General features: G+C 49.1%; 20 protein-coding genes. 7 read left to right on the forward strand and 13 right to left on the reverse strand.

Translation table 11 applies throughout. From position 1 onward, the window contains the following. The first annotated feature begins 86 nt into the window (after nt 1-86). The 5 genes from AABK39_RS17510 (at nt 87) to AABK39_RS17530 (ending at nt 7,360) form a co-directional block, all read left to right on the forward strand. A complete protein-coding gene (locus AABK39_RS17510; RefSeq protein WP_338392606.1) occupies nt 87-3,260 on the forward strand; it encodes a hypothetical protein in 3,174 nt (1,057 codons plus the stop codon). 180 nt (nt 3,261-3,440) lie between these two features. Further along, nucleotides 3,441-4,481, forward strand: coding sequence for a glycosyltransferase family protein (locus AABK39_RS17515; RefSeq protein ID WP_338394702.1), 1,041 nt, complete (start codon nt 3,441-3,443; stop codon nt 4,479-4,481). 53 nt (nt 4,482-4,534) lie between these two features. Continuing rightward, nucleotides 4,535-5,584, forward strand: a complete 1,050-nt coding sequence (locus AABK39_RS17520) for a hypothetical protein (RefSeq protein ID WP_338392607.1) — start codon at nt 4,535-4,537, stop codon at nt 5,582-5,584. Nucleotides 5,585-5,713: 129 nt separating this feature from the next. Next, nucleotides 5,714-6,355 carry a riboflavin synthase gene (locus AABK39_RS17525; protein ID WP_338392608.1) on the forward strand — a complete coding sequence of 214 codons (642 nt, stop codon included), beginning with the start codon at nt 5,714-5,716 and terminating at the stop codon, nt 6,353-6,355. Between the two features lie 147 nt (nt 6,356-6,502). Beyond that, nucleotides 6,503-7,360: a DUF4349 domain-containing protein gene (locus AABK39_RS17530; protein ID WP_338392609.1), complete on the forward strand. Its 858-nt coding sequence runs from the start codon at nt 6,503-6,505 to the stop codon at nt 7,358-7,360. A gap of 72 nt (nt 7,361-7,432) precedes the next feature. Here the strand turns inward: AABK39_RS17530 and lsrF are convergent, their stop codons facing one another. The 9 genes from lsrF to AABK39_RS17575 all read right to left on the reverse strand — a co-directional run bounded on the left by lsrF (nt 7,433) and on the right by AABK39_RS17575 (nt 16,260). Further along, nucleotides 7,433-8,323 carry a 3-hydroxy-5-phosphonooxypentane-2,4-dione thiolase gene (gene lsrF, locus AABK39_RS17535; RefSeq protein WP_338392610.1) on the reverse strand — a complete coding sequence of 297 codons (891 nt, stop codon included), beginning with the start codon at nt 8,321-8,323 and terminating at the stop codon, nt 7,433-7,435. A gap of 262 nt (nt 8,324-8,585) precedes the next feature. After that, entirely contained in the window at nt 8,586-9,203 is a 618-nt protein-coding gene (locus tag AABK39_RS17540; protein ID WP_338392611.1) for a DAK2 domain-containing protein, read from the reverse strand. A gap of 102 nt (nt 9,204-9,305) precedes the next feature. Beyond that, on the reverse strand, nt 9,306-10,328 hold the full coding sequence (locus tag AABK39_RS17545; RefSeq protein ID WP_338392612.1) for a dihydroxyacetone kinase subunit DhaK: 1,023 nt from the start codon (nt 10,326-10,328) through the stop codon (nt 9,306-9,308). 89 nt (nt 10,329-10,417) lie between these two features. Next, nucleotides 10,418-10,738 carry a VOC family protein gene (locus AABK39_RS17550; protein ID WP_338392613.1) on the reverse strand — a complete coding sequence of 107 codons (321 nt, stop codon included), beginning with the start codon at nt 10,736-10,738 and terminating at the stop codon, nt 10,418-10,420. A gap of 189 nt (nt 10,739-10,927) precedes the next feature. Beyond that, nucleotides 10,928-11,509 carry a cupin domain-containing protein gene (locus AABK39_RS17555; RefSeq protein ID WP_338392614.1) on the reverse strand — a complete coding sequence of 194 codons (582 nt, stop codon included), beginning with the start codon at nt 11,507-11,509 and terminating at the stop codon, nt 10,928-10,930. Between the two features lie 51 nt (nt 11,510-11,560). Beyond that, nucleotides 11,561-12,703, reverse strand: coding sequence for a chorismate transformation enzyme, FkbO/Hyg5 family (locus AABK39_RS17560; RefSeq protein WP_338392615.1), 1,143 nt, complete (start codon nt 12,701-12,703; stop codon nt 11,561-11,563). A gap of 30 nt (nt 12,704-12,733) precedes the next feature. Further along, a complete protein-coding gene (locus AABK39_RS17565) occupies nt 12,734-14,530 on the reverse strand; it encodes a cytochrome D1 domain-containing protein (protein WP_338392616.1) in 1,797 nt (598 codons plus the stop codon). A gap of 126 nt (nt 14,531-14,656) precedes the next feature. Next, nucleotides 14,657-15,568, reverse strand: coding sequence for a beta-propeller domain-containing protein (locus AABK39_RS17570; RefSeq protein ID WP_338392617.1), 912 nt, complete (start codon nt 15,566-15,568; stop codon nt 14,657-14,659). A 356-nt stretch (nt 15,569-15,924) separates the two neighbouring features. After that, entirely contained in the window at nt 15,925-16,260 is a 336-nt protein-coding gene (locus tag AABK39_RS17575) for a DUF6249 domain-containing protein (RefSeq protein ID WP_338392619.1), read from the reverse strand. Between the two features lie 151 nt (nt 16,261-16,411). Between AABK39_RS17575 and AABK39_RS17580 the strand changes: the two genes are divergently transcribed. Together AABK39_RS17580 and AABK39_RS17585 are read left to right on the forward strand one after the other, a co-directional pair. After that, nucleotides 16,412-16,975 (forward strand): RNA polymerase sigma factor, encoded by a 564-nt coding sequence (locus AABK39_RS17580; protein ID WP_338392620.1) that lies wholly within the window; start codon nt 16,412-16,414, stop codon nt 16,973-16,975. Then, complete coding sequence (locus AABK39_RS17585) at nt 16,972-17,397, forward strand: hypothetical protein (RefSeq protein WP_338392621.1); 426 nt, start codon at nt 16,972-16,974, stop codon at nt 17,395-17,397. The genes AABK39_RS17580 and AABK39_RS17585 overlap by 4 nt, the downstream gene beginning before the upstream one ends. On the opposite strand, the gene AABK39_RS17590 is transcribed toward AABK39_RS17585, so the two are convergent. From AABK39_RS17590 to AABK39_RS17605, 4 genes are all read right to left on the reverse strand, one after another. Beyond that, complete coding sequence (locus AABK39_RS17590; RefSeq protein ID WP_338392622.1) at nt 17,394-18,299, reverse strand: S66 peptidase family protein; 906 nt, start codon at nt 18,297-18,299, stop codon at nt 17,394-17,396. The genes AABK39_RS17585 and AABK39_RS17590 overlap by 4 nt on opposite strands. Before the next feature lie 75 nt (nt 18,300-18,374). Next, nucleotides 18,375-18,911 (reverse strand): OmpH/Skp family outer membrane protein, encoded by a 537-nt coding sequence (locus AABK39_RS17595; protein ID WP_338392623.1) that lies wholly within the window; start codon nt 18,909-18,911, stop codon nt 18,375-18,377. Nucleotides 18,912-18,940: 29 nt separating this feature from the next. Then, a complete protein-coding gene (locus AABK39_RS17600) occupies nt 18,941-19,498 on the reverse strand; it encodes an OmpH/Skp family outer membrane protein (protein WP_338392624.1) in 558 nt (185 codons plus the stop codon). Between the two features lie 117 nt (nt 19,499-19,615). Beyond that, the gene (locus AABK39_RS17605) at nt 19,616-22,282 is read right to left on the reverse strand and encodes a BamA/OMP85 family outer membrane protein (RefSeq protein ID WP_338392625.1); all 2,667 of its coding nucleotides are present in this window, start codon (nt 22,280-22,282) and stop codon (nt 19,616-19,618) included.

Here is a 22,282-nt window from a genome sequence, read left to right on the forward strand (position 1 = left end):
AAAAGGGTTCGGCGTTTTAGTTTCCACCATTCGCTGTCATTGGTAAGCATTTTGCCACTCCGAAAAGTTGAGCCAAAGCATTGCGGATGTTCACCAATAAAAGGGACCACAGCGACAAACCCAAACAAAACGGGGCCGGAAAAAACGGAGCCTCACGCATGCCTGTGTCCGCCCCTAACGAACCGCCCGTCCAATGCTTGATGACGCCCCAGGAGTTTCTCCAAAGCACACGGGTGTCTTTCCGTAACAGCGGGCATCCGCAACTCCCGAGAATCGAACGTCTTCTCCACGATTACCACGCGTTACTCAGGTCTCAAAATATCGAAACCCTGACGCATAGGTGGAAAGAGGCAAAACGGGAGTACGAACAATGGAAAGCCAACCAAAAAGACCTGAGTCCCGAAACCTCTACGATGGCCGAACGCCTACTTGATTTAGGCTATGACTTTGTGGAAGAAACTATTCCCCCTGATGTTTTAATGGCAGGAGGGGTTGGTGGGCTAGAAGGAAGCGGAGATTCGTCAGGCGAAGAAGTTAATACAGAGCATCCTCATACAAAGCCACCCGCAAACGAGGCCGCAAGGGAACGTATGCTGATGGAGAAACGAGCCACGGACGTTCAGGACACCTTCACTCCCGTCACGGCCTATTACACCTTGGCATTCCAGATTTTGTATGAAATTCGGATGCTTGCCTATCGTTGGCATCGTGAACACCCCGTTTCATTCAGCAAACGGGAAAGTTCGGAGGCCCGTTTGCTGAAATCGGTGGGGATCCTGCTCGATGATGTGGAACAAGAGCACCAAACCCTGATTCGAGACATAGTAAGAAGCGGAGTCCCTGTCTGGATTCCGGAATTCACCCGATATCAGGAGTATTTTGAAAATATAGGAGTTAAAGGCGAACAGTTTTATGATGTCAGGGTAGAGGATGTCAATTTCCTCTGGACTTGCCTAACCTCTGACGAGCTACCTTTCAAAATCAACGGTCATAGCCCCGGCGCCATTATTCGCCAATCAGCGGAGGCGGAAGGACTTCCCTCCCCTGAGCTGAAACTAGCCATGCACGCCATGTCCATGATGGCGCATCTTACACGCTCCGGCGAGGGAAGGCAATTGTTGCGTCCTCTAGTAGGCCTGGATTTCTACGGAGCCCGCACCAAAGACATTGAGCGAGCTGGCGGAGCCACAATCGCTGTTAGCCCCAAAAAACCTTCGTCGGACAAACGCTACGAACTGTCCTATTCCAAAATGAATATGCACCCCGAGATGCGGGGTGTGGTAAAGGCACATCCCGAGGACAAACTTGAGGGAACATATGGTGATGTAGCGTTAAGCTATCCTGTGGGCTTAAGCCATTGTGATTATCTGGGCGAAAAATTAGTGAAAGGCGAACGTCCGGGCCAAAGTGATTGGCTTACGATGTATCCTCCTCACCTCCATTTCGCTAACGCTTTGGCGACCTCCACCAGCGCTTGGCGCGGTCTATTTTTCCCAGGAGCTCAATTCACGTCTCTTGGAGGTACGGAAAACCCACTCCGGGGCGAGGAGGCTCTCCCAAGAAGGGTTTCCTCGGGCCTGACTGTTTGGGGTCGAAATTCCCTTATTCCGCGCACCATGTCCAGAGGTGCCCGTGGTGAGTTGATTACGCCCGGAGTCGAAACACGCCTTGATCCTCCAAAGGCTCCCGCAACCCTAACGCCACTGGAGCGCTTCCGCCACGCCGCTGAAAAAATTACTTGGCGAGAAGCCCTAATGAAAGATATCCTTAGCTCTGCCGATGACCAAGGGCGCTTCTCCACAATGTACAGTTCCGTGGTGATGTATATGCTCAGCCAGGAAAGGGCTGCGCACGCGATGGCCGGTCTGGAAGAGGCTGCCGAGCTGATGGCCGGAGACGAGCGGGAGAAACTGGCCTTTATCCAGAAAAACAAACAGGCGATACTCAAAAAATATTGGCTCGATTTACTTAGCGAAAGCAGGGAGAAATACGGCGATACCGTTGAAGAGGAGGAAGAAGAACCCTACGATCCAAAAGCCACCTTTACCAAAACCGACAAAGATGAATACCTGATCGACGGCGAGTTGATCAAAACCGAACATCCCCGTACCATTCACAGGATTCGCAAACTCCAAAGAGCGCTCCGTACGGTGGATCCGGAAATGGTGGACAAACTCGGCGGAAGCCTTGCCAAAACCGACGACACTTTCAAGCTTATCGGCGAAGAGGTTCAGGAAATCGACGAGGCCATTAATGCCGAAACTCTTTCCAGCTCCATAAGCGAAATCACGGGTAGCGTAACTTCCATTGTAGATACCCTGACTAACGGACTGGCGTTTATCAAAGGAAGCGTTACGCAAATAAAGGAATTAATCGATACCGAAGCCGAGCATGATCTGGAGACGATTGTCGAGCACGGTTTCGAAAGGGCAAAAGAACTGGCCAAGAGCTCCAAAGGCGTCATCGAGCTCACCCGTAATGTGATGAGCATAGCGGGCAAAGCCACTCCCGCCGTTTCCTCCGCCGTTCCGATCCTTGGTATTGTCGTCTCTGCCATCGAAATCGCACGTCGTTCTTTCATATTAGCCAAAGACATCCGGAATTACTTGGTCATGAGACGGCGCAAAAAATGGCTTATCGAACAACACGGCAGCGATCCCCTGCTAGACCGTCTGCTTTCCGACGAAGGCGAATTGAATGACGGGGTACTTTATCTTGTCACTTACAGGGAAGATTTCAGGGAAAAACTGCTAAAAGAAAAACTGCACTTAAAACCCGAAGCTATAGAAGCGGAACACTGGGAACACGCGCGGGAGATCGACTTGGCCGACGAACTGATGGACGTAAACCGCGACCGCATCATCAGCGAATGCGTCCACCTTACCGCCGACACTATCCGAATTGTTGGCAACATCGTTATCCTTACGGGTGTTTCGGCCCCCGCCGGCCTTGGCCTTAATATCGCCGCCAGCGGTATAGAAGGCGGCATGTATATCGTCCGCTATGGCGTGCAGAAAATCCGCGACCTCGGCTGGGGCTCGCCCGACGAGACCACCAAAGGCAGGCATAACCACCGCCTCGACCTTATCAAGGAACTCTTTTTCCTTATATCCGAATACAATGGCAAAAGCGAAACCCGCGCCCTGATCATCGAATCTTACATCCGGGCCATGGGAGCTTCGCCATCCGAATTGGTTATGAAGAAAACCAACAAAGAGCGAGTTCAGGCTCTATACAAATCCCTCAAAGATCTTGGATAGGTCGCCATAGGAACACCGCGACAACCACCTCCATTAACCTATCCTTCATCCACAAATAACTTCCCTGATTTGGTTCCCAGCCAAAAACACCTGATTTTAATCTTCCGATACCACAACGCTACGCGATAAATGAAAGCCCGTAGATTCATGTTTTGCGTCCAAACCGAAGGACGTGGCCATATGACACAAGCCCTTGCTCTGCGAGAACTGCTCGAAGAAGCCGGCCACCAAGTGGTGTGTGTCATGGCCTCCAAGAGCCGTCGTCGCAAACTGCCGGCCTATTTCCGCAAAGCTTTCGGCGTTCCTGTCCGAGAATTGGCCAGCCCCAACTTCGTGGCCGACAAGAACAACAAGAAAATCCGGGTTTTCGCTTCCATCGGCTACAACCTGCTTCTCCTGCCCACGTTTATCGTAAGTTTGGTCAAAATGCGAAAGCTCATCCACAATGCCCAACCCGATTACGTTATCAATTTTCACGATTTCCTGACGGGAATCTACCATGCACTTGTCCCTAGGCAACACCACTTTATTGCCACACACAGATCCTACTTGGCTTTCCACCCCGAATTTCCCTTTGCCCCAGGCAGGACCATGGAACGTCATCTGCTAAAATTATGTTGCGAAATCATGGCCGCCAAAGCCGAAACCCGCTGGGCCCTTTCCTACCGCCCTTATCTGCCGAACCACTTCGGCAATACGGCGGTGGTGCCTCCGCTACTTCAGGATATCAAACCAAAAAATCACCAAGACGACGGGTTTTACTTGGCTTATATGGTTAATGACGGATACGCCGAAGACCTAATCACCTCTTTTGACAAATGCCCGCCCGGCACCGTGGCCCACTGCTTCTGGGACCGCCGTGGCCAAAACGATATTTGGGAAGCCCGGCCCGGCCTGTATTTCCATCCCCTTAGCCGCAAAAAATTCCTCGATCATCTGCGCCGTTGCCGTGGCGTGATCTCCACCGCAGGTTTCGAAACAGTCTGCGAAGCCCATCTCGCCGGCAAGCCCATCGGCCTAATCCCGACCGAAGGCCAATACGAACAGGCCTGCAACGCCGTGGACGCCGAAGCGGGAGGCATCGCCAAAAGGCTCGGCGGTTACGATCTTGCCGAGTTTGTATCTTATGTCGAAAACGGAAAATTCCGCCCCGGCATTCAAACCGAATGGATGGCCGGACGGGAGACCTGGCGCAAGATTATCTCCGAAACAGTGGCCTAAGTCAGCCTATCGGCAGGAATCTCTCCTTATATTTGTCTTAGGGGGAATAAGAAATGGCTATAATCAGCAAAAAGAAAACAATCTATCCCATAGGCAACGAACTCCGCGAGTACTTGCTTAAATACAACCGGGGCAACGCCTTACCGCTACGTTACGAGGATCTTCTAGAGTTCGACAGCTCCATGACGCTCTACGACAAGCATAACGAGGACACCCTTTGGGAAACCGTCCTTTACCACCCGCTTGAGATGGACCGTATCCACAGCGGGCTTAAGTCCATTTACGCCACGCTCAAAACCGGTGGCGACGTTAGCGTCATCGACCACCTTTACGTGGAGCGGATCGATCTGTGCATTTACGGCAATACCCGGCCTTTCCGTATCCGGATGGTCAACAAGATCAATGACCTTTTCGACTACTTTTATATTAAAAAAGTAGACGCTTCAAGGGTATACGGTCTGGAGTTGGAACACTTGCTTTCCCCCAATACCATGAACTTTCTGGTCAACGAGGACACTCTTGTGGAAGAACACATCCAAGGCATTCCCGGCGACCAGTTTATCACCCAACATCTTGACACGCCTTGGCTCAACGAAATCCGTCTGGCCAAAGAATTCGTCAAGTTCAACGAGCGCTGTTTTGTCCGCCTGCTGGGCGATATGCACTCGTCCAACTTCGTGGTGGAAGTAATCCCCGACTTCGACGAAATCCACTACCGGATCCGCGCCATCGACTTTGACCAACAGAGTTACGAAGGTCGGCGGGCCATCTACATGCCCCAGTTCTTCAAGCAGAACAACCCGATCATTAAAATCGGACTCAAGCATATGCAACCAGAACTGGAACTGCAATACCAAAAGGAGGAACGGATGCGGATAGCCAAACGGGTGGCGGCCTCCAAAATCCGGCAAAAGTCTCTTATCCAAATTATGAAACGAGATACCGTCGCACCTCCGGAACACGCCCTCACACTCAGGACCGAACTTTCCGAAATTTACGCCGACAGCAGCTTTGACCGTTGCCGTAATATGGGCGAAATTCTGGAAACAAGCCTCCGGATGCTCAGCAAACAACCGACAAGGCCACGGCCACAGTCGAATTAATGAGTTTCGGTATTTGGTATGAGGTATTAGGTAAAATCAGAAAGGCAAATACCTAAACCAAGACCTGTACGTTCCGTACTAATTACCTAATACCAGACACCTTAGACCTGATATCTAATACCAAAACATATGTTTACCGGAATTATAGAAACACTCGGCACCATCAAGTCCGTAGAAACTGACGGTACCAACAAGATATTCAAAGTGGAGTCTGATCTGGCTCCGGAACTCAGCGTAGACGAAAGTTTGGCCCACAATGGCGTCTGCCTGACCGTAACATCGATCGAAGGTAACGTAACCAGCGTAACCGCCGTGGACGAAACGCTCAAGAAGACCAACCTCGGCAAGCTCAATGCCGGCGACTTGGTGAACCTTGAGCGCGCCATGCCCGCCAACGGCCGTTTCGACGGACACATTGTACAAGGCCACGTAGACCAAACCGGCAAGTGCGTACGTGTACAGGAACTTGACGGAAGCTGGATCTACGATTTCGAATACGACTTCGAGGCCGAAGGACATTTTCTGGTTGAGAAAGGATCGGTTTGCATTAACGGCACCAGCCTGACGGTTTTCAATTGCGAAAAAGGGAAATTCACCGTCACCATTATCCCTTACACCCACGAAAACACCAACTTCAAAACGCTCAAAGCCGGCGACACTATCAACTTGGAGTTCGATATCATCGGAAAATATATCCAGCGCCTTGTTTCGCAAGGTTACGGCGAAGCTTTGCTTAAAGGAGGTGTTCCTTTTCCAAAAGACGATAAATAACCGAAAGCCTATTCCAAAGGCATAAAAAATAGAGGGGATTGGCCTAGTTATATGGTCAATCCTTTTTTCATTTTTGGATAAGTCCGGCCAATTAACTTTTTTGACTTCTATTCTGACTAGTTTTTTAACGAGATCTTATTTTTCATTATGACGAATAATCGACTACGCCTAGCGGCTCTATACCTCTTCCTTTTTGGAACAATCGCATGCGGAAGGGCATCTGAGCAGAACATCGCTGAGACAAAAGCGATTTCAATAAGCCCCGAAGCCAGAAGCATGGCTTCATCAGAAATGGGCGCCGAAATGTCCGAAGAGACGATTCCGCAAGCCAAGACTAAACGTATAAATACGCAAAAGCTGATAAAAACAGGCTCTCTTAAATTTGAAACCAAAGATGTTAGAGCCAGTTCCAAGAGAATTCATAATGCCGTGACTCAGGCAAACGGATATATTTCCTCAGAGACCAGCCACAAAAACGATTATCGGTCTTCCGTCACGTTAACAGCCAGAATCCCATCCGAAAAATTCGATCCTTTCATTTCCCAAGTCACTTCGGGAGTCGAGTCTTTTGACCGCAATGAGATCAGGGTAAAAGACGTGACCGAGGAGTTTCTCGATCTAAGCGCAAGGCTAAAAACCAAAAAGGCGCTGGAGCAACGTTATATCGCCCTGTTGGATAAGGCCAAGACGATCAAAAACATTCTGGAAATCGAGAGAGAAATCGAAAAGCTACGTTCCGATATTGAATCGACGGAAGGCAGGCTTCGCTACCTCAATGACCGGGTTGGCTTTTCCACCATAACCTTCGAGTTCTACAAACGTCATGAATTGGTCGCAGGCGCTGAGCCAGGATGGTGGAGTAAGTTCGGAGAAAGCTTCGTAGACGGTTGGGAGAACATGCTCTCGTTTTTCCTAGTTCTTACCCAACTCTGGCCGTTTTTCCTGTTAGCCCTCGGAGTGATTTTCGGAATCAAAAAGTGGAGAGGCAAGAAAGCCAAAGCCTAAAAAATAAAAGAAAGGGACAAGACGGTATGTACCGTTCCTGTCCCCTTTTCAATAAAAGAACTAGCTAATTTCTTATGCGTTTACCGCTTCGAGTTCAGCCTTCAGATCGTTGAACTTCTCATAAGCCTGATCAACAGTGAATCCGTTGTGTACAACGTCTCCAACAACTTGGATCATAGCCTCAGGGCATTCAGACTGGAATACGTTACGTCCCATGTCTACACCGGCAGCACCGTCGTTGATGGCATTGTAAGCCAACGCAAGAGCGTCGCGCTCCGGCAACTTCTTACCACCAGCGATTACGATCGGCACTGGGCAAGAGTTAACCACTTTTTCGAAGTCCTTCTCACAGTAGTAAGTCTTCACGATAGTCGAGCCGTTCTCGGCACATACACGCGAAGCCATAGAGAGGTAACGAGCGTCGCGAACGAGCTCTTTGCCTACGGCAGTCACACCCATTACCGGAATACCGTGCTTCGCACCGTAGTCAGCGGTTTTGGTAAGGTTGCGAACGGTAGTAGCCTCGTACTTTCCTCCTACTGAAACCATTACGGCCATAGTGGAAGCGTTCAAGCGTACTGCTTCCTCGATGTCGAGAATGCACTCGTCGTTAAGTTCGCCGAGGATAGTGGTACCGGCCGAAAAGCGGAAACAAATCGGCTTGTCGGTTGTCGGAGGCACTACGCTACGGATAGCTCCGCGAGTACACATCAACGAGTCAGCGTACTTGATCAACGGCACGATGCTGAGATCCAGACGCTCCAAACCGGAGGTAGGCCCCATGATGTAACCGTGGTCGAAAGCCAGCATGACAGTCTTGCCGTCTTCCTTAAAGATTCTTGAGATTCTGTTTTTGGTTCCCCAGTCCATGTTCTGAAGTCCCTTGAGGTGGAAAGATCCGGTTTCTACGGCTTGGCCAATACCAAAGCCCTTACCTTCAATGATTCCTTCTGCGTCAGCCATTTTTTTTCGGAAAATTTATGGTTTGGTGTAATAGCGATTTAATCGGAAGGCCGAAAGACTGTCGGCCACAGGTGCCGCTTTCCGGGAATATCATTATGAAATTCACCGTTTTCGGGATATATTAGCGACTTCTGGCCGGCTTTAACAAAGCCGGAAAGTAAAGGCACCCGCCACCGGAACTCCACGCGCTGTTCCATTGGTGGAGGGACTGCCTTATCGTGTCAGCCAAGGAAGGGTTCTATGCCGGGACCCTTCCACTTTTTTAGGCCAACGATGAAGCGAAGGCTTCGAAAATACATGCCATAGAGGCCGCTCCCGGGTCAAGGTGACCTATAGAACGCTCTCCCATGTTACGCGCGCGGCCGAAGCTCGCCTGCATCTCTATCGTTTTTTCCGCACCTTCCGAGGCCGCTTTCGCCGCCTGCTGGAATTGCTCCACTACGTTGTCGCCCTCATACGTTTTCAAAGCTTCGATAGCGGGAATCAGGGCGTCCATAACAGTCTTGTTGCCCACGTCGGCTTTGGTGCTTTTGCGCACGTTGGCCAAACCGGCGTCAAACATATTCCCTACCGCTTTCACGTCGAGCTCGGTGCCCGCGGCGCAGTCACTCATACCGAGGTACAGCGCTCCGGACAGCGTGCTGGTGGATCCGCAAGACTGGCTCATGGCGCCAAAGCCCATGTCGCCGAGCATCGCCTTGAACTCCTCACCCTTTTGGGCTGCTTCGTTTATGGCTCCCATAGCGGCAACGATAGCCGTTCCGTGGTCGCCATCGCCTGCTACGGCGTCAAGTTTCGAAAATTCGTCGGCACGGGCCGACACTTTTTCAAAGGCGTTGTTTATCATGCCTTTGAACTGGTCGATAGTGATCTTTTCCATTTCCCCTGAAAAACTGTAGAATCGTTGGTCCGGCCAGCGCCCGGCCGGTTAGGCTAAAAAAGGGGGCGGAAGTGTGGCTCCGCCTCCCAATAATATCTATTCTTACTTAAGAACTGTCCAGTAAGGAGCGTCAGACACGTGCTTGAGATAAGTGGCGTGATCGTCATCCACTTTTCCAAGGATCATCTGGAAGCCGGCCATTTCCTGAACGGTCAAGAATTCGTCCACTTTGCCTTCCACAACTTCGCATCCGGCGTCAACAAGGATCTGATGCGCCTTTCGGTAAACGAGGAAGAGCTCCATCATAGTAGTCGCTCCCACTCCGTTGATGTAAAGCACCACTTTGTCGCCTTTAGCTGGCGAAAGCTTCTTCATCAACTGGCCGATCATGCGCTCAGCGGTTTCGTCGGCAGTAAGCAACGCACTGCGACCGCCACCGCCTTCGCCGTGCTGTCCCATACCTATTTCCATCTCGCCGTCAGGCAATTCGGCGATAGTGGCGCCGTTTTGCGGGTGGGTGCATGACTTCATAGCCACGGCCAAAGTAGCCATCTGCTTGTTGAAGCGCTCAGCGATTTCGTAAATCTCGTCAAGTGACTTGCCTTCCTCTGCGGCGGCACCAGCGATTTTGTACAACGGAATACATCCCGCCAATCCGCGACGATCTTCGTCCGGCACATCGAGTCCGGCGCTGATGTCTTCGCTGGTCATGAGCATTTTCACCTTGATTCCGGCGCGCTCAGCCAACTGCATTGCCATGTTGGCGCTCATCACGTCACCTGCGTGATTGAGAACCACGAGCAGGATACCCGCTCCACGGTCAAATTTCTTAAGGGCTTCGAATACTCTTGGAGCGCCCGGAGCTGCGAAAATGTCGCCCACAACGCTACAGTCGAGCATGCCTTCGCCTACGAAGCCACTGATGGCGGGCTCGTGGCCCGATCCGCCCATACTTACGATGGCCACTTTGTCCTCAGACTTAGGGTTGGCGCGCACAACGATGTTCTCTCCACCGAGAGCCACTTTGTCGGCGTAAGCCATAGTATAACCTTCCAACAACTCCTGGGTGATGGTTTCCGGGTTGTTGATGAATTTCTTGATCAGTACTTTTTCTTCGACTGCCATGTCTAAAAGGAAATTTTGGGTTTAATTCGAAATTTTGTCGAGAATACCGGGGTTAGCTCCGGATTCTACGCGTTTGGGATCAGGCGGAATCAGTTTTCCGAGAAGTGCATCAGCTCAATCGGAGCGCCTTCTTCCACTACAAAAGCGATCTTGAGGCCCTCGCCCGGCGAGAACGGCTCCACCAAAACCTCTTTGCCTTCCATTTCTGCCTCAAGGTCCTTTACGCGGTAAGCGATGTGGGCAGTCGACTGGATCAACTCAGGGAATTCCGAATCGTCCTCAAACCTGAGCCACTCGATTTTGTTAGGGCTCACATTGTAGTCGGTGATGAAGACTTTGGCGCCTTCCAAATAAGTTTCCCCATCCTGCTTTTGGCTAGTAGGGATTCCTACGTGATCTAATTCTCTCATCGATAAAAAGATTTTGTTTGAAAAAGTCTTATAAAAAATCACAAAACGTTAGGCCGTGGCCCCAAACGGACACTCCGCCAGTTTCTTCCGGCGAGTTTCCGTACCAAATGCTTAAGGAGGCGGAAAGCCGAAGTTTTCCGCCCCTTTTTATTTCTTTTTGAATATAAGTTTTCTTGAGGATAATTCCACCTAGAAAACCACTGTTTTATTTGTGAACTCCAAAGCTTCTCCGTAATGGGGCGAAGCGTACTCGGAAACAATGGCTCCCTGAGGGCCCGCAACCATGAAATGTCTGGCTTCGAGTCGGTTCAAAGAAGAAATCTCGCCCTCTTTCAACGTTTTGCAATTGTGTACCGTAATTCCATCGGCGGCAAACTGGCTGGCGGCCGGCTTGATTGGCAACTCATTCTCAGGAGTAGGATCGCCTTCGCCGAACAAGTATACCTCGCCGTGACGTACGTGCCAAGTTTCCATCTTGGCGGCGCCGGCTTCCACTTGGTTGTGGCAGTGCTCCACGATCATCTGTCCCGGAAGCAAGAAAATCTCGTGGGCGAAGTATTTCTGCTCCACATTATTGATCCAGAAAATTCCGCCCATTCCAGCGTTCAGGAAATCGTTTTGGCTGAAATCGCTCACCCAAAACTCGTCTGTTTTCAACAGAGGCGAAATAGGGTAACCGAAGCGTTCCATCATTTTGAAATAAGCGTCTTTCGCCTTTTGCGAATTGAAAACGCCGTTATCGTAAAAATGCTCTTTCGAATAAGTTTCCATGTCCGATATTCCTGACTGATATTAAAATTCGATTATATAAAAACTTGATATTCAGCGAGCGAACGTATACCCTTCTATTTCCACAAGCAGATTATCTCTGCACACGTCCGCTATCACATAAAGCGCTTGGGCTTCTGAATAAGTTTCTTCACACACTTGCCTGATGGCGTCAAAGTCATCGTGCCGCTTGACGTAAACCCTGATATAATCAGGCCTTAGGTCGTCTGTGGCCGGCAATTCCCTAGGACGCAAATTATCGCCTGATATAAGGGTATCGATATTTTTGGCCGTTACCCTAGTCTGTTCGGCGGCATCGTCTATGGCTATGGTCAACTCGCCTTTAATAGAGGCCGTTCCCGAAATAAAAAGGTCGCCGGCAACGCCGTTACCCTGATATTTCGCCCGCTCGAATTGCGGGGCGGTCTTCTCTGACCCGTGGGAAAGATTATTCCCGACCAGCACCTTTTGACCGTAACGGTGAGCATCTATTTGGTCCGGGTTATCAATCGGAACAATCCTTACGTCTCCGCTTACCGCAACCAAGTCGATAATCACCCCTCCGGCCGACATTCCGATGCCTGTGGCCGCCGGAAAACCGGCTTTCCACTCCGTGGCTCCATAGAACTCGTTCCGGACTTCGTTATAAAGTTGATAATGCTGGATGTCTTCCTGCATATCGGTGATCCGCTCTATATAGTTCCATTGCCTTACGACATCGGAAAAATCGAGGCCTTCCGCATTGAGAACCGCCGTCGCCTGAACGAAGGCCTTACGGCTAAGCTCAAGCATAGGTTTGGAAAGATCCGCTTCGGCCATGCCTGAAGCGTGAAGCTCTTTCCTTCCGCCACAATCCAAAACCACGTACGGCACGCCGTCCGCTTTTTTGTACTGGGCTTTGGCGTCACTCTCTTCCACATACGCCAATTCGAGGGCCACCTCAACCCCCAACGGAGGCTGAGCAATAACACCTATCGCCGGCATTTTATCTCCGAAGAATTCCGTAAGCCTTTCCATCACCATTTTCTTGGCTATGGCGTAGCTTTCGTTTTCAACGGCATTGACGAAAACGGAAACCCTTACGGCCGTCTTCCCATTCAGTTTCTCTCCAAGCACGGACACGCATTCCTCCAGCTGTCCCCTCATGTCTCCGGCATTGGCCGGGACTATCGCCTCTTGTCTTTTTCTTACCACCATTCTTCTCAGTCCTCCTCTAAAATCATCGGTTTACAAAGACAAGACATACTCGGCCAAGTCTTCCATCTCTTTCTTGGAAATCTTCCTAAGGATTCCGTGACGCTCTACTTTGATCACGTCTTCCATAGTTCTTGCCCTTCCGTCATGCAGATACGGAGCGGTACGCCACACTTCGATAAGTGTCGGAGTATCCAGCATAGTGGCCGTATCCGGCAATACTTTGTGGAGTCTTTTGTCCGTAAAATAAGTTCCGTTATGGCAAGCCGAGCATTTGGCTTTTTCGAATGCTTTTTTTCCGCGCTGCGCTTTGGCGCTCAACTGACCGTCTACCAAATACGGGCTAGGGGTAGGTTTGAGCGATTTGAGATACGCGTCCACCGTAGAGGCTTTCTCGTCCGGCATCTGCGTAAACTGGATGTGTCGGAAACCGGCCCTAACGGCCACTTCGGCAGAAGCCCTGATTCCCGTAATCATTGCGGGTGGCGTTTCGTGCGACAACAGCAGGCTTTTGCAGTTCTTCGGAGAACCGATACCGTCATTGAGCAAATCCCAGTTCAAGCCATCAATACGAGCATCGTTGGGGTGACATCCGTTGCACGATTGCCATCCTTGGAAGCAATATTGAGCGTCGTTAAAGAGCCTTTCCCCTTGTCTCGCCTTCGATTCACGGAGATTGGGGTTCATTGCCAGCGTCTGGTTTTCGTATTCGTTATTAATGTCAAAGAAATTCAGAGTGTCGGAGAAATAAGTGGACACTATCAACTCATTGCCATTGACAACAAGCTGACGCGGACCATTACCTGTCACTTTGATTCTTTGCCTGATTCCGTTAAGGAAAGTCAAGTCGTAAGCCAACGAAGGCTTGTCGTTGTGCTTGAGCAGACGCTCGATCATCGGAGCTTCCTCGATTACGCTGAAATCGTGCGTGCCCGAATGCGCCACATAGATCTTTTCGCCGTCGCTGTCGATTCCCCAGATTCCGGCCGCGCCGTTTTCCGGTTCGTCAAGCAGTACCGTCGCCACTCGCATCATGTTTTCAGTATCGATGATACTCATGGCGCTGGTGTTCATCCAGCCCTGTTCCAACTGCGAGGTAGGGACTTGGAAACGGCCGAGGTTATGGGAAACGTAAACCCAACGTCCGTCTTTCGACAAGTTGATTCCCCTTAACGCGTTACTTCCGTTCTCAAGCGCTATGTTTTTTATGAACTGGCCCTTCTTCAGGTCGATTACCGTAAGGTCGGTAGCTACGGTGTCAATATCAGCCCGGGCGTCCGGAAGCAGGTTGGCCACGTAAAGGTACCTTTCGTTTTTGCCCAACACCGCACCAATCGGCTGACGACCGGTTTTAATACGGGTTTTCTCCTGCAAGGTCGATAAGTCGTAAACCGAAACCTCGTCCAAGAATTGGTTACAAACCACCAAAGAATTGTTTTTCGGGCTAACAACCGGCGCCACTACACCGCTACGTCCTTTGATGGACTTTATCGGCTTAAGCGTCTTTGCGTCAAACACCTCGATGGTACCCGGACCTTCGGAACAGGTTACGTAGAGTCTACCGCCTTGCAAGGCCATACCTTTGGGTCTTTCGGGCAAATTGATAGCGCCTACTTTGGCCCGTGTATTCAGGTTCAGAACCTCGATGCGGTGAGCGGTCTTTGCCGACACAAACAGGCGATCGCCAGATTCGTCGACAAGCATATATTCTAAGGAAAGCGGATCGCCTTCCACATGCCCTTCCTTGTTGGTGAATCCCAGATAAACCAGGACCGTAAACACCGCTAGGACAGGCAATAACAGATTCTTAAAAAGTCCCATTCGCTTCATGATTCGCTTAAACGTTTAATCAGAAAAGATTGCGGAACCATATTAATAAAACATTCGGTATCCTGCATCCTTTTCGCCCCTCGTATCTACATTGGGAGAAGAAAAAGCACAAAGATACTATAAAGACTACCGGAAATATTTCCTTGCGGGAACATCGAGAACCTGGATCGAGGACACTTTGTCCATCAGGGTCCAATCCTCAAATTTCCATACCACTTTCTTCTCTGGCGTAATCTCGTATACCTGGGGCATTCTCGACTTTCCGTGCGAATGCCCCCCCCAATTGGCCACAATCGTATTGCCGTTCTTCAACCTTGTGAGATCGGCCACATAACGGAGTTCGAAGCCTTTGTCAAGGTCTTTTTCGCTCACGTTCCATATTTCTTTCCCTTCGGCGTCATATTCGCGGATCATGTGCTTATCGCCACAACCGGCCAACACGCCACCTTTTTTCAATGGCACTACCGTAAAAGGTTTACCCTCGGTATCCACGGTTCTGATCAGCTCGCCTTGGGCATTATATTCTCTGGCGGCGCCCTTCAGGCCTACCCAATAAGTCCCTTGCTTTGATTTGTTCACTCTGCGGAATTGCCCGTGCGGATTTTTCACGCCAGTGTTTATCGTCACCGTTTTGACTAGTTTTCTATTCTTGTCAAATTCCATCAGCTTAGCCGGTGTTCCGTTTTGGCCTATCAGTATGTGGCCTTTCGGCAAAAGCGTAGCCGACTGCACCTCGGTGTTCGGTTCCCTTTTGTATGTCCACACGATTTCGTTTTTCGACGAAACGATAGTGGCTCCAGTCTTGTGCGAGTAGAGGACATTCCCGTCCGGCATCATAGTGGCCGAGTTACATTCCTCTCCTTTGTTTATTTTGTGTTCCCAAACGGCTTTACCGTTCTCGTCCACGATCATTATCTTGGACCATCCCGAGCCCGCCGCCAAGAATCTATGGGAAACAGGCTTCTTTTTATTTTGCGCATTTACGGACAAGCTTACCGCCACGAGCGCAATGAGGAAAAAAATCCGCTTAATACTCATAATACAGAAAACGACAAAAAGTCATATATTACAACAATCCGCACGGAATTTCCGGGCTTCCGGAGCGCTTGGCCTGTGCCGTTGAGCTCGTTGTTTGTTTCAAATAAAAAACACCGTTTCTTATTTTACACTCACAAGGTAGTTTTTTCTGTTTTAAAAAACAAAACGAGATCACAAAATAGACGGCCATCCAAACTCCTATTTATAAAGTTAGAGAAGTTTAGGCTTAGGATTTTATGATTTGACTAACAGCCCTCCTTAAAAAGCAGAATCCGGACTAAATCTTCCCCCCGAAAAAACGAAAAGCCCGGCCTGCCATAAGCAAACCGGGCTTAAAATTCATGACTTTGTCTTATTTAGTCTTCTTGCGAGCCCTGAACCTTCCGTACAATGAAATAATACAGAACCAAAGCGAGCCCACCCATTACCAAGGCTCCGATAAAATATGGCATCGGGTACTCATCGCCCCCTCCCGTAAGCTTACCGGCAAAGAGACCTAAACCTATGCCGATTGATACCATACCAAATTTCAAAGCCTCAAAGTGTTTGTTTTTATTTGATGAGAATATTTCAGCGCTTACTCCTTTTTCTATAAGGGCCAGACGTTCTCTATTTCGTGAAGTAATCGATAAATAGACAATCCCGAAAATTAAACCAAATAAGCCGAGCGGAACTAAGATTTCAACAGCCATAGTCGTATATTTTTATTGTTTCAAATCTGTTTGTTGCCTCTTTGACCTTGGCTCTCGCAAGCAGGTTACAAACCCGTAAAGAAAAATAAAAAATAAATTTTATCGCTATCTTCATGTAACCTGACTGTCCCTTAGGTAGTCAAACCTCCGTATGCCTGAAGAAGATATAGATATAATAAAGCGTGTTGTTGATGGAGAAACCTCCCTGTTCGCTAATCTAGTGGACAGGCACAAAGACTATGTCTACAGGATAGCTTACAAAATCCTCCAAAACAACGAGGATGCGGAAGAAGTGGCGCAGGACGCATTTATGAAAGCGTTTAAAAATCTCGAAACTTTCCGTGGCGACAGCGCTTTCGGAACGTGGATTTACCGGATTGTATACAACTCCGCGCTTTCTAAGCTGAAAAGGAGAAAGAAACACAGCGCCGACACGGGGCTCGAAGACACCTTCTTCGTGGCCGAAGACGACGCCAAACAGCTGACCAGCGACAGGGAGCGGAGGGTGTTCATCGGGAAAGCACTTGAAGCGCTCCCCCCCGAAGAGAAAGTCTTTGTCGATATGTTTTATCTGAAAGAGATGACCCTGAAGGAAATCGGGGATGCTACAGGCGAAGACACCAACTTCATAAAGGTAAAAATACACCGATCACGCACGAAATTACGTAATATACTGTCCGGCCTACTAAACGGCGAAGCGAAGTCATTGCTATGAAAAAAAGGAAAGAAGACATCGAACTGGACAATCTCCTTAAAGGATTTTTGGAGGAAGACCAAAAAAAGAATCCGGCTCCTTACGGCTTCACCCAGAATTTTATGGCGAAGCTAAAAGCGGAAACAGCACGTCCAAAATTTGTATTCAAACCGTTGATCAGCCTCAGACAGGCCGGAATTACACTCGCCGGAATTGTGCTGAGCTTAATCGCAATATTCTCAGTGAACGGAAATCCTGTCTCATCCCAAACTGATGAAGCGCTCCCTATCCTTTCTAAGTTCACGAAAGCTCTGACTGACTTTTTTAGCATTTCCCTGTCGGAAAGCACAGGCACCATGATGGTTCTAGCTATAGCGACAGTTCTGATCCTTGTGGTTGTGGATAGGCTGTTGTCCAGAAAAATCGTTTCGGAAAAAAGCTAAATGCCGTTTCCGAAACAAGCGCTTACCCTTGAGTTTTCGCTTTCGCGAACATCCAGACTTACCAAACCGGAAATAGGCAACGGCAGATTCTCCGTGTCATGCCCTGCCGGAAAACCGAAGAGACAAGGATACCCATACTCTTCCACATGAGAGCGGATTATACCGTACGCATCTTTCCCGAACGGTATTTGGCTATCACGCACAGCCGAAAACTGACCGACAATAATCCCAGCAAGATTCGCCAACTTACCGGCTCTTTTCAACTGAACCATCAACCGGTCTATAGCGTAAAGCGCCTCGCCAATCTCTTCGACAAACAGGATCTTTCCATCCATGTCAATCTCTGAGGCGCTCCCCAAACAATGGCAAACCAAGGTTAAATTTCCGCCTACTAGCGGAGCGATCACGCTTCCTTTTTTGTTATACCGGTTTTCCCTTACGGTATAATCCAGATCTTTCCCCATTAAAAAGTCGAAAAGCTGATCCGTGGAGTTTCGGTCTTTGGAAAATGTCGTAGGCATCGGACCGTGCACCGACACTACTTCGGGATGATGGTTTAGCAACGCCGTTATATCGCTGAACCCGCATAGCCATTTCGGGTTCCGCAAAAAAGCCGTAAAATCCAGACGGTCTATAATCCGGGTAATCCCGTACCCTCCGCGAGCCATAAAAACGGCTTTGATTTCGGGATCGTCCAACGCCTTTTGAAGGTCGGACGCACGTTCTTCGTCCGTACCCGAAAAATAATTGGATCGCCCCAAAAGATGATCTCCGCATACGGGTTCGAACCCTTTACCTATAATCACTTCTTTCGCGAACCGGATTTTAATTTCGTCAACGGCGCCACCGGGCGCTACTAAAGCGACTTTATCGCCTTTGTTGAGAATCGGGGGACACAACATATCAAACCATAAAAAAGGGTCAAAAAAAGCCCGGATCATAGACCCGGGCCCTTCCGCTTTACAGCGATCAACAGCTTATTTTGAAGCTGGCTTAGGAGTCACGCCAAGGTCTTTCAATACCAAGTCAGTGATGTTTCCTTGCTTGTCAGCGTAAAGCAATACTGGGAGGCTACCAACGGCCTCGCTCAAAACGTAAGTATATCCGTTCGCTTTCGCCACTTTATTGATGCTCGCTTGAACTTTGTCCAACAAAGGCTGCACCAACTCGGCTTGTTTCTTCTGGATAGAAATCTGTCCGTTTTGCTGGAACTGCTGGATTGAAGCTTCCAAGTTCTGAAGTTCCTTGGCTTTGTCAGCTCTTACCGCGTCAATCATTTGCGGAGCTTGCTTCTGGAAAGCGGCAACTTTTTTCTTATAGTCTTCGACTTTGGCCTGAAGCTGGGTCTGCAATTGCTTGTTATGCTCCGAAAGCTTCTGGTCTATAGTCTTTGCGTCAGGCAATTGGGCCATGACAACATCAACATTCGTGTAGCCGATTTTCACAACCGACTGGGCGTTTACGCCTACAGTCGCAACGAGCGCGAACAATACAAAAAGGATCGTTTTTTTCATGATATTCAGTCTTATATATATTCTCTTTATCAGTTAACCGTATCGTTCTCGTCCCCCAAACCCAACTCTTCCAATACGTAATCGGTGTAGTCGTGAGCCGGGTTGGTATAAATCATTACCAAATCGGCCGATTTGTCGAACATGAACTGGATCTTCTGCTTTTCCGAAACCCTTCTAACCGCCTCGAAAACCTTGTCTTCGACTGGCTTTATAAGTTCGATTTTCTTCAGGTAATAAAGACCTTCAAAACCGAAAACCTTTCGCTGGTAATTGGCTACGGAATCCTCTTTCGCCAAAATGTTTTTTTGCCTCTCGGCCAACATTTCTTTAGACAAAAGTACTTCCTCCGCCTTCAGCGCATCGTACATACCCTCAACGCCCTTGCGCATATCCGAAATCTCTTGGCGCCAAGCCTCGGCCAATTGGTCCAAGCTTTTCTGCGCCTCTTTGAATTCGGGCATTTGTCCCAGAATATATTCCGAGTCCACATAACCGAACTTTTGGGCTTTCGCCTCTTTGGGCAACAACGCTAACGCCATTGGCAAAACCAAAGTCACCACAAAGCGAAACAAGATATTTGGCTTCATATACACCTCCATTCAGTGTGCCCAAATTAGCAAAAGATTTCCAATTTCCGGCTAATTCCCACAAAGTTTCGGCCCAGTGTCCTAAGCCGAAACCTTCCATTTTAAGCGCAATGCGAGTTATCGCAACTGCTGTCCGATAGTAAAGTGGAACTGCGAGCCGCTTGCGTCCAGCTGGCCCGGGATATCGTCGAATCCGTAACCCCAGTCAATACCGATCAGACCGAAGGCAGGCATAAAGATTCTCGCCCCGAAACCGGCAGACTTATACAGATCGAACGGATTGTATTTTCTATAATCGTTCCAAGTGTTACCCGCTTCCACGAAACCGTGCACATAAATGGTTGCTGACGGATTCAACGAAACAGGATATCTCAATTCGGCACCGACTTTCGTGTAAGCTACACCACCTTCGATGTCATCCGAACGATCGTTCGGAGTGCCGTTGTCGTCAATTCCAGTAAGGGCCGCATCGTCGTAACCGCGCAGGGCAATCACTTCCGTACCCAAAATCACGTTTTGACCTGCCAAACCGCTACCTCCCATAATATAACGCTCAAATGGTCCGATACCGGCTTCTTTTTTATAAGAGTTTATAAATCCGAAGTGGGCTTTGGTCTCAACCACAAGGTTTCCGACCACTTTCGTGTACTGCTTGGCGTCGAACATTATTTTATAATATTCCACCCATTTATACTTCTCAGCGTTGTCTGCTTTATTGTAGTCAATATCTCTCCAAATCGAATATGGAGGAGTCAAGCTTACGCTAAGCGAGAACGAAGAACCGCCACGCGGATACATCGGCTGGTCAATTGTGTAACGAGAAAGCGTAGACGTAAACGAGAGGTTGTTCGATTTTCCATCCGAGAAGCCGAGTGACGTGTAGTAATCCTTCACATCATATCGGTAATACGATATGGAGTTGTTGAGCGAGAAGTTATCGTCAGGCCACTTAAGACGGTGACCTAAACCAACAGTGATTCCGAACAACCCAAGGCTACCGCTTCCGTACTCCCGTGTATTATAGTTGAATTCTCTCTGGTTCGAATAAGAAAAGCTAGCGGAGAATGACTGCGGTTTGCGTCCGCCTAACCAAGGCTCCTGAAACGATATTGAGTAACTCTGGTATTGCTTACCGTTGGCCTGCGCCCTTACGGAAAGTTTCTGACCGTCACCGGTAGGCAATGGCCTCCAAGCTTCTTTATTGAAAAAGTTTCCAAAAGAGAAGTTATTGAAGGTAAGGCCCAAAGTTCCGATAAAACCGTAAGCACCACCCCAACCGCCGGAAAGCTCGATCTGATCACTCGGACGCTCGACCACTTCCCAAGTAAGGTCAACAGTCTCGTCATTCATATTCGGCTTAACGTCCGGGTTAATAGTTTCAGGGTCAAAATATCCCAAGCTGGAAAGCTCACGCTGTGTCCTGATAATATCTCGACGGCTAAACAATTCGCCCGGCAAAGTGCGGAGCTCTCGGTACACTACGTGGTCGTTCGTACGGTCGTTACCGCTTACCGCAACGTTACTCAGTTTAAAACGGGCTCCCTCGTTAATCCTCATTTCCACATCAATGGAATCGCCTTCCACGCGGACTTCCACAGGATTGATTCGGAAAGCAAGGTAGCCGTTGTCCATATAAAGGCTACTGATGTCCTGATCATTGAGATCGAACTGCAAGCGCTTGTCCATCAACTCGCGGTTGTAAACGTCACCTTTACCGATCTTGAGCACCTTATTGAGTTGCTCATCAGTATAGATATAGTTTCCTACCCACTTGATGTCGCGGTAAAAGTACTTTTTACCTTCGTACATCTTGATATCGATGTTCACCTCGCCGTTCACTACATAAACGGAATCTCCAAGGATCCTTGCGTCGCGATAGCCTTTGCTATTGTAATAGGCTACCAAAGCCGCCTTGTCGTTCTCGTATTCTTTACCGATGAATTTCGAAGCGTTGAAGAAATTCAGCTTCACATTATCGTTCAGATATTTCTTTAGGTCCTTCCACGAAGCCTCGTAAGATTCACTGAAGAAAGTCTTGATATCAGAAAGCTTGACACTAATAGCCTCCTGCGTAACTTCTTTGACGATACGCACACGAACTTTTTCGCGCGTTTTCTTCATCTTTTTCTTCGACTTGGCCGGGTCAAGTTCCGTGGCACCCAAAAGACGGATACGGTTAATGTGTACCTTACGGCCCTTGTTCACGTCGATAACCAGCCTTGAGCCGTTCGTAATAAGCGAGTCTTTCTCGACCTGCACGTTGACTTTGGCGTCCAAGAAGCCTTTGCCCACGAAATAACGCTTGGTCGCCAGCTCGGCATTTTTTCGGACGGCGTCCGTCAGCACGCGGCCGCGCACTTGATCGATCTCGTCTTGAAGTTCTTTCTCCTGGGTTTTGTTTACGCCCTGGATCTCGATTTTTGTAAGACGGGGCCTCTCCGTAAGGTGAATGGTCAACCATACCTTGCCGTCTTCCACCTTGGTGACGTTTATCGCCACATTGGCAATAATACCCTGCTTCCAAAGTTTCTTTATGGCTCCGCTGATGCCTTCGCCCGGAATTTTGATCTTGTCGCCTACTTTTAGGCCGGAAAGCGAGATCAACGCCGATTTGTTAAGCGTCTCGGCCCCCTCTACCGTAATTTCCGCGATTTCGTATTCCTTAGGATTCGAATAGTCTATCTCTAGGCGTTTGGAACTGTTATTATTCCAGCCCCAGCGTGCTTGCGCATACATGGACTGGCCCACAAGAACCAACAAAACAATTAAAAGTACCCGTCTCAT

Origin of the sequence: Fulvitalea axinellae, assembly GCF_036492835.1 — a bacterium.
Taxonomy (GTDB): Bacteria; Bacteroidota; Bacteroidia; order Cytophagales; family Cyclobacteriaceae; genus Fulvitalea; species Fulvitalea axinellae.

Excerpts from the sequence above, each read along its gene's own strand:
- AABK39_RS17560 (WP_338392615.1), bottom strand. The coding sequence starts at position 12,703 with ATGGTGGTAAGAAAAAGACAAGAGGCGATAGTCCCGGCCAATGCCGGA.
- AABK39_RS17530 (WP_338392609.1), top strand. The coding sequence starts at position 6,503 with ATGACGAATAATCGACTACGCCTAGCGGCTCTATACCTCTTCCTTTTT.
- AABK39_RS17550 (WP_338392613.1), bottom strand. The coding sequence starts at position 10,738 with ATGAGAGAATTAGATCACGTAGGAATCCCTACTAGCCAAAAGCAGGAT.
- AABK39_RS17520 (WP_338392607.1), top strand. The coding sequence starts at position 4,535 with ATGGCTATAATCAGCAAAAAGAAAACAATCTATCCCATAGGCAACGAA.
- AABK39_RS17515 (WP_338394702.1), top strand. The coding sequence starts at position 3,441 with ATGACACAAGCCCTTGCTCTGCGAGAACTGCTCGAAGAAGCCGGCCAC.
- AABK39_RS17565 (WP_338392616.1), bottom strand. The coding sequence starts at position 14,530 with ATGAAGCGAATGGGACTTTTTAAGAATCTGTTATTGCCTGTCCTAGCG.
- AABK39_RS17585 (WP_338392621.1), top strand. The coding sequence starts at position 16,972 with ATGAAAAAAAGGAAAGAAGACATCGAACTGGACAATCTCCTTAAAGGA.
- AABK39_RS17575 (WP_338392619.1), bottom strand. The coding sequence starts at position 16,260 with ATGGCTGTTGAAATCTTAGTTCCGCTCGGCTTATTTGGTTTAATTTTC.
- lsrF (WP_338392610.1), bottom strand. The coding sequence starts at position 8,323 with ATGGCTGACGCAGAAGGAATCATTGAAGGTAAGGGCTTTGGTATTGGC.
- AABK39_RS17570 (WP_338392617.1), bottom strand. The coding sequence starts at position 15,568 with ATGAGTATTAAGCGGATTTTTTTCCTCATTGCGCTCGTGGCGGTAAGC.
- AABK39_RS17605 (WP_338392625.1), bottom strand. The coding sequence starts at position 22,282 with ATGAGACGGGTACTTTTAATTGTTTTGTTGGTTCTTGTGGGCCAGTCC.
- AABK39_RS17545 (WP_338392612.1), bottom strand. The coding sequence starts at position 10,328 with ATGGCAGTCGAAGAAAAAGTACTGATCAAGAAATTCATCAACAACCCG.
- AABK39_RS17595 (WP_338392623.1), bottom strand. The coding sequence starts at position 18,911 with ATGAAAAAAACGATCCTTTTTGTATTGTTCGCGCTCGTTGCGACTGTA.
- AABK39_RS17590 (WP_338392622.1), bottom strand. The coding sequence starts at position 18,299 with ATGTTGTGTCCCCCGATTCTCAACAAAGGCGATAAAGTCGCTTTAGTA.
- AABK39_RS17540 (WP_338392611.1), bottom strand. The coding sequence starts at position 9,203 with ATGGAAAAGATCACTATCGACCAGTTCAAAGGCATGATAAACAACGCC.
- AABK39_RS17600 (WP_338392624.1), bottom strand. The coding sequence starts at position 19,498 with ATGAAGCCAAATATCTTGTTTCGCTTTGTGGTGACTTTGGTTTTGCCA.
- AABK39_RS17580 (WP_338392620.1), top strand. The coding sequence starts at position 16,412 with ATGCCTGAAGAAGATATAGATATAATAAAGCGTGTTGTTGATGGAGAA.
- AABK39_RS17525 (WP_338392608.1), top strand. The coding sequence starts at position 5,714 with ATGTTTACCGGAATTATAGAAACACTCGGCACCATCAAGTCCGTAGAA.
- AABK39_RS17510 (WP_338392606.1), top strand. The coding sequence starts at position 87 with ATGTTCACCAATAAAAGGGACCACAGCGACAAACCCAAACAAAACGGG.
- AABK39_RS17555 (WP_338392614.1), bottom strand. The coding sequence starts at position 11,509 with ATGGAAACTTATTCGAAAGAGCATTTTTACGATAACGGCGTTTTCAAT.